The sequence below is a fragment of the Caulifigura coniformis genome (assembly GCF_007745175.1).
GTDB classification, from domain to species: domain Bacteria; phylum Planctomycetota; class Planctomycetia; order Planctomycetales; family Planctomycetaceae; genus Caulifigura; species Caulifigura coniformis.
In genome coordinates this window covers 1,802,337-1,814,970 of the sequence record NZ_CP036271.1, presented here as the reverse complement: position 1 = coordinate 1,814,970, position 12,634 = coordinate 1,802,337, and the positions used below count along the sequence as shown (strand labels likewise).

9 protein-coding genes are annotated in these 12,634 nt (G+C 64.4%); 5 read left to right on the top strand and 4 right to left on the bottom strand.

The window, feature by feature from the left end; genetic code table 11:
- Positions 1-34 precede the first annotated feature (34 nt).
- Together Pan44_RS07115 and Pan44_RS07110 are read right to left on the bottom strand one after the other, a co-directional pair.
- The gene (locus Pan44_RS07115; protein ID WP_145028652.1) at positions 35-838 is read right to left on the bottom strand and encodes an ABC transporter ATP-binding protein; all 804 of its coding nucleotides are present in this window, start codon (positions 836-838) and stop codon (positions 35-37) included.
- A gap of 21 nt (positions 839-859) precedes the next feature.
- Positions 860-1,681, bottom strand: coding sequence for an MlaE family ABC transporter permease (locus Pan44_RS07110; protein WP_145028650.1), 822 nt, complete (start codon positions 1,679-1,681; stop codon positions 860-862).
- Positions 1,682-1,988: 307 nt separating this feature from the next.
- Here Pan44_RS07110 and Pan44_RS07105 point away from each other — a divergent pair, with 307 nt between their 5' ends.
- The 4 genes from Pan44_RS07105 (at position 1,989) to Pan44_RS07090 (ending at position 8,277) form a co-directional block, all read left to right on the top strand.
- The gene (locus Pan44_RS07105) at positions 1,989-3,875 is read left to right on the top strand and encodes a c-type cytochrome domain-containing protein (RefSeq protein ID WP_145028648.1); all 1,887 of its coding nucleotides are present in this window, start codon (positions 1,989-1,991) and stop codon (positions 3,873-3,875) included.
- An 84-nt stretch (positions 3,876-3,959) separates the two neighbouring features.
- Positions 3,960-4,397, top strand: a complete 438-nt coding sequence (gene rpiB / locus Pan44_RS07100; protein WP_145028646.1) for a ribose 5-phosphate isomerase B — start codon at positions 3,960-3,962, stop codon at positions 4,395-4,397.
- Positions 4,398-4,598: 201 nt separating this feature from the next.
- Complete coding sequence (locus tag Pan44_RS07095; protein WP_197453911.1) at positions 4,599-5,867, top strand: amidohydrolase family protein; 1,269 nt, start codon at positions 4,599-4,601, stop codon at positions 5,865-5,867.
- Positions 5,868-6,207: 340 nt separating this feature from the next.
- Positions 6,208-8,277: an APC family permease gene (locus Pan44_RS07090; RefSeq protein ID WP_231754244.1), complete on the top strand. Its 2,070-nt coding sequence runs from the start codon at positions 6,208-6,210 to the stop codon at positions 8,275-8,277.
- 4 nt (positions 8,278-8,281) lie between these two features.
- On the opposite strand, the gene Pan44_RS07085 is transcribed toward Pan44_RS07090, so the two are convergent.
- Together Pan44_RS07085 and Pan44_RS07080 are read right to left on the bottom strand one after the other, a co-directional pair.
- A complete protein-coding gene (locus Pan44_RS07085) occupies positions 8,282-9,193 on the bottom strand; it encodes a TlpA family protein disulfide reductase (protein WP_145028642.1) in 912 nt (303 codons plus the stop codon).
- A gap of 217 nt (positions 9,194-9,410) precedes the next feature.
- Complete coding sequence (locus Pan44_RS07080; protein ID WP_145028640.1) at positions 9,411-9,854, bottom strand: hypothetical protein; 444 nt, start codon at positions 9,852-9,854, stop codon at positions 9,411-9,413.
- Between the two features lie 1,026 nt (positions 9,855-10,880).
- On the opposite strand from Pan44_RS07080, the gene Pan44_RS07075 reads away from it, so the two are divergent.
- Positions 10,881-12,620 (top strand): hypothetical protein, encoded by a 1,740-nt coding sequence (locus Pan44_RS07075; RefSeq protein ID WP_145028638.1) that lies wholly within the window; start codon positions 10,881-10,883, stop codon positions 12,618-12,620.
- Positions 12,621-12,634: the final 14 nt, after the last annotated feature.

Genomic DNA, 12,634 nt, shown 5'->3' with positions numbered 1-12,634 from the left:
GTGGAAATCTTTGTGACGTTGGCCTGGCCAATGGTCACGCCGCCGCGAGTTCCTGCATCCGTTCGCCGGCCTCTCCCCGCACGAACTGCGAGACGCGGCTGTCTTCCGAGTCGAAGGCCTCGTCCGCCGTTCCCTCGAAAATGATCTGGGGCTGATCGGGCCGCAGCCGGGCGGCCGGGTAAAACATCACGATCCGCGTGGCCACTTTCTGGACGGTGACCATGTCGTGGGTGATGACGATGCTCGTCACCGGCCGTCGTTCGCGGGTCTGCAGGATCAGTTCGTTGATGACGTCGCTCATGATCGGGTCGAGGCCCGTCGTCGGCTCGTCGTACAGGATCACTTCCGGGTCCATCGCCAGGGCCCGGGCGAGGCCGACACGTTTCCGCATTCCTCCGGAAAGCTGGGCCGGCATTTTCTCGGCGACGACGTCCGCCCGCAGGCCGACGTCCTTGAGGCGGTCGCGGACGATGTTTCGGACCTGGTCTTCGGGCATCCGGGTGTTCTGCCGCAGGCCGAACGCCACGTTCTCGAAGACGTTCATGCTGTCGAACAGCGCGGCCGACTGGAACAGGTAGCCGAAGCGGAGTCGTTCCCGTGTCACCACCCGATCGTTCAGCGACGTCAGTGGGCGGCCATCCCAGGTCACCTGTCCCTGATCGGGCTTCATCAGGTTCATCAGGAGCTTCAGCGTAACGCTCTTGCCGCAACCGCTCTCACCGATGATGACGAGGGTCTCGCCGCGGCGCACGTCGAGCGTCACGTCGCGAAGCACGGGCTGAGGGCCGAAGCGCTTGGAGACGTTGCGAAGTTCGAAGACGGGGGGGGAAGCGGACAAGGAGGTTGTGGAGAAAGGGAGTTACATGGGCCAGAGGACGAAGTACATCTTCATCAGGAACGCGCCGAGCAGGAAATCGACGACGAGGATGGCCACGAAGGAGTAAACGAAGGCCTCGGTTGCGGCGCGGCCGACGCCTTCGGCGCCGGCTCGGGCGTGAAAGCCACGGTGGCAGGCAATGACGGCGATGGCGGCCCCGAAGAACACGCTTTTGAACAGGCCGGTGAACAGTTCCCAGCCGGTGACGAACTTCTTCGTGAAGTGCCAGTACGGGAAACTGTCGATTCCGAAGACGGTCGTGCTGAAGGCCCAGCCGGTCAGCACACCGACCCCGTCGGCAAAGATGGTGAGGACGGGGATCAGGAGGAAGCAGGCCAGGAAACGGGGGCCGACGAGGTAGGCGATTGGATCGGCCCCGAGGGCGGCCAGCGCGTCAATCTGCTCGGTCACCCGCATGGTGCCGAGTTCGGCCGCCATCGAACTGCCGATGCGTCCCGCGAGCATGACGGCCGCCAGCACGGGCCCCAGCTCTTTGACGAGCGTCACGTTAATGACGGCGCCCAGCTGGTTCTCCATGTGCATCATCTTGAACTGGTCGTACGACTGCACGGCCAGCACCATCCCGATGAAGCCGCCGGTCACGATGATGACGGGCAGGCTTTCGACGCCGATCTGGTGCATGATCGGCAGCAGCGTCCGGCCGCGGGGGAATCGGATCGTCAGCCACCCCAGCATGCGGAAGCCGAAGCAGGTGAGGTCGCCCAGGAGACACGACATCTCCCACACGACGCGCCCCAGGGCGTGTACCGGCGTATTCCACGAAGCTGCAGAGGTTTGTGACATCCATGTCACCCGTCAGTGGGGGAGTTTGAGCGTCCGGCGACGGCACGGGAACAGAACTCCGTTCGCGACACGATAGTTCAGATCCATTGATCGCTGCGAGATGACTCCATCTTCGCCTGTAAAGTGATATCCATAGGGAGGTTATGTTGGATTGGTCGTGACGGTTGGGCCTGCCCGGCAGCGCGTGAAGCCACTGGCTGGCGGCCGATGGGACACACGAACTGAAATCGCTCCGAACCTGCGGTAGTCTGAAGAGGTACACTTCCATTGCGATTTGTTCTCCGGCCGCTGCTTCGAGACCTTCGAAATGCCCGCACCGCGTTCCCTCAGGCCCTTGGGCCTGGCCATTCTCACGCTGGCCCTGCTGGCCGGGGTTCCCGTCAAAGGAGAACTGACGAAGGAGAATCGTGCGGAGATCGCGGACGTCACCAGGAGCCTGGGCCCTGTGTCGGCCCATGTGCGGAAGAAGGAATTCGATGAGGCCGAGAAACTGATCTCGGCGGCCGAAGAGAAGCTCGCGGCGATTGCGACCGCTGCGGCCGTGAAGGAAGACGACCGGGTGTTCAACCCGGCCCGCATCGCGATCCAGAAGGCAAAAAACACGCTGTCCCTGGCCAGGGACAAGGCGAGTGGCAAGAAGCCCGAGAAACCGAAGCCGGTCAGCTTCGCTCTCGAAGTGGCGCCGATTGTTTCGGCGCGTTGCCTGGGATGTCACGGCCAGAACAATCCCCGCGCCAACCTGCGGCTCGATACGTTTGCCTCGTGGCGGCGCGGCGGGCGCAGCGGTCCGATCCTCGCTCCGGGCAATCCCCGCGGCAGCCTGCTGATTGGCCGGATCACGACCAACAATGAACAGGCCCGCATGCCGCAGGGGGAAGAGGCTCTGCCCGCCGACGAAATCAACATCATCGCCCTGTGGATCACCCAGGGAGCGCGGTTCGACGGCCACAGCGAAACGGCGACACTGGATGAAGTGTCGTCCAATGTCGCCCTCCGTAACTTCGACTACCCCAGGCCCAAGGGGACGGAGACCGTTTCCTTCACCCGCGATATCGCTCCGTTCATGGCCAACCTCTGCGGCGGCTGTCACTCGGCCCAGCGCAAGAGCGGCGGCCTGTCGCTGGTTTCGTATTTCGACCTCATGCAGGGAGGCGAAAGCGGCGAGGTGATCATCCCCGGAGACAAGGACAAAAGCCGTCTGTTCCGGCTGGTCGGCGGTCTCGAGAACCCCCGCATGCCGGCGAACCAGTCGCGGATCACCCGCAAGAACTACGACGACCTCAAGAAATGGTTCGAGGAGGGGAACACCTTCGACGGCGAGAACCCGCGGACGCCGCTGCGGACTTACGTTCGCAGCGATGAAGAAATGGCCCGCGAGAAGTTCGCGAAGATGACCCCCGAAGAGCGGAAGAAGATGCGGGAAGACCGCACGGCCGAACTGTGGAAGAAGGCCCTGCCGAAAGAGACGATGAACAAGGTGGAAGACGCTGAGTTCCTGGTTGTCGGGAACGTCTCGCCCGAGCGGCTGGCGGAAGTCCAGAAGTGGGCCACGTCTCAACTCGACAGCCTCAGGAAGGGGTTCCGCGCGGGCGAATCGCCCGTGTGGAAAGGCCGATTGACGATTTTCGTCATCAAGGACCGGTTCGGGTATGACGAGTTCAACCTGACCAACAACAACCGCCAGGCGCCCCGGGAACTGAGTGGCCATTCGGTCGTCACGGCGAACGACGAAGATGCTTATCTCTGCCTGCAGGACGTCGGGGACTCGGCCTCGGCGACCGCCCCCGGGCTGCACGTCGGCGTCATCGACCACCTGACCGGAGCGTTCCTGAAGCGGGGCGGCGCGAGCGTACCGGAATGGCTGGCCCGCGGAATGGGGCTGGCGATGGCGTTCAAGGAGCACCCTTCCAACTCCTACCTGCAGGATCTCCCCTCCGAGGCGTACACCGTCGCGGGGAGCGTTCCGAGCCCCGAAGACATCTTCGAAGACGGCTCGTTCTCGCCGGCCACGCTCCCCTCCGTCGGCTTCAGCCTCGTGGAATTCCTCGTGAACGCGGGGGGGCCGCAGCGGTTCGCCCAGTTCGTGGGGAGCGTGCGGGAGGGCGGGAGCCTCGCCGATGCCGCAAAAGCAGCCTACAGCACCGACCTGACCACACTCGCCCGCCAGTACTTTGCGACGAAGAAGAAGAGGTAAATGCCGGGGCGTCCCTGAACTCCCGGGGAAGCGATCGGCTCCCGCTTGCATTCACTGATCGTCCCCCGGCATGATCCGCCCATCATGCCACCGAAACGCGTTGCCCTCGCCTCCGACCATGCCGGCTTTCCCCTGAAGGAGGCCGTCAAAGCGCACCTGCAGTCCCAGGGAATCGACGTCGCCGACGTCGGGACGTTCTCCACGGACCCGGTGGACTATCCGAAGGTGATCCGGGCCGGTTGTGCGATTGTCCTGAACGGGGGCGTGCCCGGGATCGTCTTCGGCGGCAGCGGGAACGGGGAAGCGATTGCGGCCAACAAGGTCAAAGGGATCCGCGCGGCGCTGTGCTACAGCGAAGAGACCGCCCGGCTGGCCCGGCAGCACAACGACGCCAACGTGATGAGCCTGGGAGGACGGCTGATCGACACGGCGCTGGCGCTCAGGATGGTCGACGTCTTCCTCTCGACACCGTTCGAAGGGGGACGGCACATCGCCCGGATCAACGATCTGGAAACGACGTAAGGGCGGCGCGGGAGGGGCTGCTCTCCAGAGTGCGATCTTGCCCCTGCAGGCGATCACCCCGGCGCGACATCGGGACATTGCCCCGGGTGCGACAGCGTTCCGGCAGAGCGATAACCTGAACCGCGCCCGGCAACTCGTTTCAGTGTTAAGGCGTGGTCCCGACGAAGCCGGGGATTGCAGCGTTCGCCCGGTCATGGTCACGTGAGTTCCGCACGATCCCTCAGCCTGCAGGCCCGGCTGGTCTGTCCTGTCGCCTCGCCTCCCATTCCGGGCGGAGTGGTCGAAATCGCCGACGGCCAGGTGGTTGCCCTCCACGATTGCCCGCAGGACGGGACCATCGACCTCGGCAGCGCCGTGATCGTTCCCGGGCTCGTCAACACCCATACGCACCTCGAGTTCAGCAACCTCGAACGGCCGTTGGGGCCGCCGGCCCCGTTCGCCGACTGGATCGGCTCGGTGGTGGCGGAACGTCGTCGACGATGTCGACGCGAGGAGGATTCCTCGACTGCGCCGCGCCTGGAACTCGATCCGATCTCCCTGGGGCTGCAGGAGTGCTTTCAGTCGGGGTCGTCGCTGGTGGCCGATATCGTCACCGGTTCTCTCGAGCATGTGGATCGCCGCTCGGTGATTGTCGATGCGCTGGCGAATGAGCGATTGCTTCCGTTTCGCGAGCTGATCGCGCCGACGCCGGCGGGAATCGAGGCCACGTGGTCCGCCGCCGAAACCTCACTCGCTGAACTGGAGCCCGACCCGGAACGGCGGCGGGCCGGATTGAGTCCGCATGCTCCGTACACCGTCGCCGCGACGCTTCTTGAACAGGCCATCGCGCGCGCCGGTCGGGAGTCGCGCCCTGTCGCAATGCACCTCGCGGAAACACAGGAGGAACTCGACCTGCTGAGCCGGCACAGCGGGCCGCTGGTCGACATGCTGAAACGCATCGGCGTGTGGGACCCGTCGGCGCCGGCCGGAACGCGCCCTCTCGACATCCTGAAGCGGCTGAGCGTCGCTCCCCGCGTGCTGGTCATTCACGGCAACTTCCTGGAGGAGGACGAACTGCGGTTTCTCGGGAACCAGCGGCACATGTCACTCGTCTACTGTCCTCGAACGCACGCGTATTTCGGTCATCCGACTCATCCGCTGCGGGCCGCGATCGACCTGGGAGTGAATGTCGCGCTGGGAACCGACAGCCGGGCGTCGAATCCCGATCTGAACTTGTGGGAGGAGGCGAAGCAGGTCGCCAGCGAGTTTCCGATGCTCCCGGCGGCGGTGGTCCTGCAGATGGCGACGGCGAACGGCGCCCGCGCTCTCGGCCGATCGGCGACGCACGGGGTCATTGCGCCCGGCCGGTCCGCCGATCTCTGCTGCATCCGACCCGGTGATGGCTCTTCGGACCCACTCCGTGCGGCGCTCGCTCCTTCCGCGACCGTGGTCGGAGCGATGCACGCGGGGGAATGGCTGCTGGCTCCCTGAATGCCGCAGTCACTTGACGCTTCGGAGGCCGGCCTGAAGCAATTCACGGCCGCCGGTCAAGGGCGACGCACTGGAAACATTCTCCGACGACCGAAGTGCGGCCGTCCCGTCCGGATTTGATCTTGTGAGGCCTCGGATGCGTTATGATCGTCTCGTCCCGGCATTTCCGGGACGGCGATCCTGACATGCGGCCTCGCACGACGCGGCTCCAGCCCCGGGGCCACACTTCAGGCTCCAACGTGGAGTTCGTCGGCGAACAGGCTTCATGCCGGATGCAATATTGCGCCCCGACGCCAGATGGCGAACAGGGCCGTCACGATGTCTTCCGCCGTTCCCATCAATGACAACCCCTGTTTCTTCGGACGTGGCCACACTCGGACCAGCCGCCCCCAAACCGGGGAAGGCGTCCCACTCCTCGGCGGATGGCCCGTTCGTCACGTCCACGCAGGTGCATCACCAGTCGCTGTGGCTGTGGGTCCTCTGCCTGACGGGGGTCGACTACTTCAGTACCCTGGGCTATCAGCCGACCATCGCGTTCGAGCACACGGGAGCGCTGACGCCGCTGGCGACCGGCTTGCTGGTTCTCGTGACCCTGCTCGGCGCACTCCCGATCTATTCCTACGTCGCGAAAAAGTCGTTCGACGGCCAGGGCTCGATCGCGATGCTCGAGAGACTGATGAGCGGCTGGGGCGGCAAGATGGTCGTCCTCGCGCTGCTTGGCTTTGCCGCGACCGACTTCGTCATCACGATGACGCTCTCCGCCGCGGACGCCGCCGTCCACCTCGTCGAGAACCCGATGTGGGAGCACATGCCCCAGGCGCTCCATAGTCCGGTCCTCGTCACCAACCTGCTGCTGGGGGCGCTGGGGGCGGTCTTCCTCAAGGGCTTTCGCGAAGTGATCGGGCTGGCGGTGGTTCTCGTCGCCATCTATCTCGTTCTCAACGCCATCGTCATCGGGTCGGGACTGTGGTACCTCGGCGCGCATCCCGAACACCTCCAGGACTGGTGGACCCGGCTGACGACCGGCGACTGGCATATCAATCACGAACTCCCGGTTTCCGGGCACAGCTGGGTGAGCATCGCCCTTCTGTGCGTGCTGTTTTTCCCGAAGCTGGCCCTCGGCCTCAGCGGTTTTGAAACGGGCGTCGCCGTGATGCCGCTGATCAAGGGGGACCCGACCGACACCCCTGCGAACCCTGTCGGCCGCATTCGAAACGCCCGCAAGCTGCTCGCCACCGCGGCGATCATCATGTCGGTGCTGCTGATGGGCTCGGCCTTTGTGACCTCGACCCTGATTCCTCCGACCGATATGCACGCCGCGGTGGGAGGCGTTGGCGGAAAAGCGTATGAACGCGCGCTGGCTTACCTGGCCCACGGGCAAAGCCCGCATGTCATCAATCCGCTGTTTGGCGAACTGTTCGGCACGATCTACGATATCAGCACGGTCAGCATCCTGTGGTTCGCGGGCGCAAGCGCCATGTCGGGCCTCCTGAACCTCGTCCCGCGTTATCTGCCGCGATACGGAATGGCGCCCCGCTGGGCCGAGGCCTCCGTCCCGCTCGTCATCCTGCTGACGCTCATCAACTGGCTCGTCACATGGCTGTTCGAAGCGAGCGTCAAGGCGCAGGGCGGCGCGTACGCCACGGGAGTGATGGTGCTCATGACAAGCGCCGCCGTCGCGGTGATCATCGATAAGTGGAACCAGCGCTCGGGGCACTGGCTGGTCCGCATGCCCTGGCACTTCGTGCTCATCGCCATCCTGTTCCTGTACACCACGACCATGATCGTGCGGCACGTCGAGGTGATCCCCCACTCGAACCCGGTCGACTATTTCCCGCGCGGAATCACGATCGCCGCATTCTTCATCGGCATCATCATCACGCTGTCGATCATCTCGCGGACGATCCGCAGCACCGAACTGCGATTCGCGGGCTTCGACTTCGCGAATCCCGAATCACGCTTCCTGTGGGATAGCATGAAGCACATCGAGTTCCCGGTGCTCGTCCCGCATCGCCCGGGCGGACATGGCCTCCTGGAGAAGGAGGCGACAATCCGCTGGCGTCACCGCCTGCCGCCAGAAACGCCGATCGTCTTCATCGAGGCCGAACTGGGAGACGCCAGCGACTTCCTGCAGAAGCCGGTCATGGAGATCGTCGAGCAGGACGGGCGGTTCATTCTGCGGGTGAAGCACTGCGCCTCGGTGTCGCACGTCATTGCCGTCATCGCGCTGGAACTCTCGAAGGTTGGCAACCCCCCGGAAGTTCACTTCGGATGGTCCGATGAAAGCCCGCTCCGGACGAACCTCGACTTCCTGCTTTTCGGGCAGGGGAACGTTCCCTGGATGGTTCGGGAACTGGTGAAGGACGGACAGCCCGATCCGGACCGCCAGCCGCGGGTCGTCATCGGCTGAGTCGTCACGGCGAGCTCTCGAGCTCGTCGGCGATGGCGCCGCGGAGTTGTTCGAACTCCTTCCGACTGAAGCCGGTGAGCGCCAGCCGCACCGTGCCGTCACGGCCGATCAGGTAGGTGCGGGGAATTCCTTCACGGGCGAAGAGTGAGAAGACTTCGCCCTGCGGATCGGCCGCCATCGGAAAAGTGAGCTGTTTCGCGAGGCGAAACGCGGCGACGGCGTCTGGCTTTTCGCCCCGGCCGATCACGAGGACCGAGAAATCACGGCGATCCCGATAGTCGTTCCAGGCTCCCTCGATCAGCGGAAGTTCGACGACGCACGGAGCGCACCACGTGGCGAAGAAGTTGATCAGGACGACGTTTCCCCGCTGTGAGGAAAGGTCGAACGTCGCGCCGTCGACCGTCGGCAGGTGAAACGCGGGAGCGGGCGCCCCGGCCTGAATGATCGAGGCGTCGTCGACCTTCGCCTGGTTCGCGAGTTGTGCCTCCCGCGCAACGCCGGGAAGATGCACCCGGAACAGGAGGGCCGACTGGATCCCCGCCAGGACGAACGGAACTGCCGCGGCCAGGGCGAACGGCGCAAGGTTCTTGCCGCCGGAATGCCGTCGCTGGCTGAGCCGTTGGGCGACCACAAGAATCAGAACGGGCAGAAGCGTGGCTGCGATTCCGCTGATGACGCGGTTCTGCCGGACTTCCTCGTCCTCCGCGCCGTGGACCCAGTACAGCATCCCCAGATGAACCGCCGTGGTGATGAACGGACCGGCGGCCAGCAGGCCGGACCACGCCAGCCGCTGATTCCGGAACGGGTTCCGCCAGTCGAACAGGGCGCGGATGAGAAATGCCAGGGACGCGAGCAGTGAGAGCACTGCGCACCCCGCCATCAGGGAGCCCCAGGCGTTATAGAGAGTTGTGGACATTCGCCGCCTCCGGGATCAACCGGAATACGAGTTCACAGAGAGAGGGATTCAAAAAAGTACCTCCCGACTGTGGCCGGCGGCAGGATTTCTGGTTTCAGAGAAATCGAAGGAGGGAGTCTTTCTCGCGGCCGGGTGGCCCGGCGACGGTGCAATGAAAAACGCCTGGTGGACGGCAAGGTCCACCAGGCGTTGGCGGTTTCGGTCTGAGTGAGGCGGCTTACTTCGCGGCCGTCACTTCGAAGCCCTTCTTGAAGGCGGCGTCGGAGAACACCAGCTTGGCCTGCTCGTCGCCGGTGGCGGCGGCGACCTTGCCCTGGCACTTCTCACAGCAGAACTTCACTTCCACACCGGCGACCGTGGCGGTCTTTTCCGGGTTGATCTTGCCGCCGGACAGCGGGCATTTCACCTGCTTGGCCTGGCCGCTGGCGATCAGCTGGGCGTTGGCCTTCTCGGCATACTTCGCGGGGTCCTTGGCGAAGGCCTTCGGGCAGTTCATGCAGCAGAAGTAGACCTTGCCGCCGTTGTGCTCGACCGCGTTCTCGGTCTTTGCGGTGGCGCTCGACACCGGGCACTTCAGGTCGGTCTTCTTCTCGTCAGCGGCGAAGCCCAGTGCCGCACACGCAAACAGACCCAAAACAGCAACGCTGCTGAACAGCTTCATGGCTTTCTCCCGGCCGTGAGCGATGATGAGGCGAAGATGTCCGCACGGCGCCTGCCGGCGACCTTCTCTTCTTCTACGAAGCAGAGAACAGACTATGTCGTTTCTCACGAACTCGCAATCCGTCGTTTGCTTCCGCGGGTGATATCGACCATTCCGGTCGTGTCGATGAGGCGAACACGTCGGCCACGCCCCAGGCCGCCCGGACATTCAACTTGGCCTCCGCGCTCGCGAAAACCTCCCGGCGCGATGTCAGAATCTTGCGGCGGCACGCCACGCAACCACCTTTCTAGCAGATGGTTCCGACCCGAATCCCCTTCAGGCAGGCGAAGACTCTTCCTAACGCGCAACCCCTCCCGTCAGGGTAGAGAACCCGTTTTTTGGCAACGCAAACAGGGGGTGATCAGCCCCGCGAGAGGGGGTGAAAAAAGACCCCACTGCTCGTCACACATGTCACACATGTCACAGGTCCAAAACTCCAATGTTTCAGACGGTTTTCGCTGTCACAGGTCTCGTCACAGGTCGTCACAGGTCTCTCCCAGGCGGCCGGCCTCCGCGACAGCGAAGGTCCACGCCCCCCAGCGCCCCCTGCCGGCCGGTGGGAGCGTCGAGGGCGGTCCTGCAGTCGCGTGGACCCGGCGAGCGACGCTGGAGGAAGGTGGTTCCGCACGGCCGGTGAGTGCGCTGTAACACGCTATTGTGTCGATGGTTGCGTCGGTTTCTTGTTCGCCGAGACGGCGGACCTCCGGAGCTGACTGGCGATAAAACCGGCGCAGCCGTCAGACGCCGAAAAGCCGTTAACCACCGAACAATCCGTACAGTTTGCCCAGTCGTACCGCCGATACAACCCGCAGGTCCGTTCCCCTGCGCCCGGATTTTCCAGTTCCGGTCGCAGGGTCTGACGGTGGACGGCAGGACGCCAGAGCAGCCCGTTCTGGTGGGAATTGCCGTCGGCAGGTCGGTCGGGGAATCCTCCCGGTCGTCCCGCAGGCCTCCCCCCTTGGGCCCCGGATTGTCAAGGACGCACGGATGCGGACACATCGATGGTTTAAGGCGTTGGCCTTTGGTTGCTGCCTCGGGGCAGGCGCCGACGCATTTGCGCAGGCTCCCTTCATGGGAGGCGGCCAGGCCAACTGGATTGCCGCTGACGGCAGTGCAGTCCCTCCGCAGTATGCGCCCCAGATGCCCGGCACGTTCCAGGCGCCTTACGCCACGAACGATCCCGGCGTGCTCTACCCGCCGGGAACGCCCCAGACGTTCGCTCCCTACCCGCAGGTGAGCCCCTACGGCATGGGGAACTACTCCGAGGACATGACCTACAACCAGGGCGGCACCTGGTTCCGTCAGATCCTCAACAAGCGGCGCGACTATTACTTCAACGTCAACGCGCTCAGCACGACCACCCGCGGGCCCGGCCACGCCACGATCGGCGCCCAGCCCATCAAGCTCGACCCCCTCACCCGTGGTCCCGCCGGCTACCCGGTTCCCAACTACGGCGAAGCTCCCTATCCGGGCGCGACCACCGGCACCGGCGGCACTGGCGGCACCGGCTCATCGACCACGACTCCGGCCAGCCGCGTGTTCGTCGATGACGGCGTGAGCCCGTACCCGATCATGCGGCCCAGCGCCACCGGCGCGCCGACTTACGAAATCGACAACACGCTCTTCCCGATCCGCAGCACGCGGCTCTTCAACGAATTCAACAGTCCGGGCATCCAGCTCGAGTGGGGTTTCGAAGAAGAGAACGGAAGCGGGCTGAAAGCGGATGCCTGGTGGGGCTTCTCGTCCGACCAGACGTTCCAGCGCGGGACCGACCGGATCGATGGCGTGATCATCGATCAGCAGTTGATCCTCGATACCGAAGGCCAGTTCCTCTTCACCCGCAACGGGGCAGTGACCTGGGACACGGGGCTTCCGTTCACCTCGGTTCCCGGCCAGGACCAGCTCCACGGCTCGACGCTCGGTGCCCAGAAGTACGACGTCATGTACCGCGTCAACGTCCAGTCGCAGGCGGGCGGCGGCGGCCTCCAGATGATGATGCCCGACTTGTTCCCCTCGACGTCAGCCATCCGGCTTCGTCCGGTCTACGGAGCAAAGTACACCTATATCGGCGAGACGTTCGACTTCCGCGGCATCGACAGCGGTCTGTCGTATGACATCGGAACCGGCACGGGTGGCGGCACTGGCGGCGGCACGACCGGCCAGTCGTCCACCTTCCGTCCCGATCCCTGGGGAACTGGCGGCCCGAACAGCATCGACTCCGATCTCTTCGAAACCCGCGTCAGCTCCCGTGTCCGCACGCACCTGGCCGGCCCGACCGCCGGTATCCGCTACGACTTCGGTCGCAGCCGCAACTTCAAGATCTGGGGACAGTCGAGCGCCGGCCTGATGGCCAACTACGAGGAAGTGCGTCTGAACGGATTCAATGCCGGCGAAAACCTCGGCACGCGAATCCTGCTGGGCACGAACATGCTCGACGGCGATTCCCGGTTCAGCGACTCGGAGACTCACGCCCACGTGTCGCCGGTCTTCGAACAGACCTTCATGTCGGAATCGAAGATCCTGGCCGCACTGCCGGGGACGCGCGAAATCCCGTTGCTGGCGAACGCCAACTTCCGGATTGGCTATACGACGACCTACATCGGAAACGTCGCCCGCCCGGCCGACTCGATCGAGTGGAACGGCTTCCCCAAGACCCCGAAGGTCAAAATTGATTACCAGACCTGGTCGATGGGCAAGCTGAACTTCGGTCTCGAATGGACCTACTGAGACTGCTGACTGAA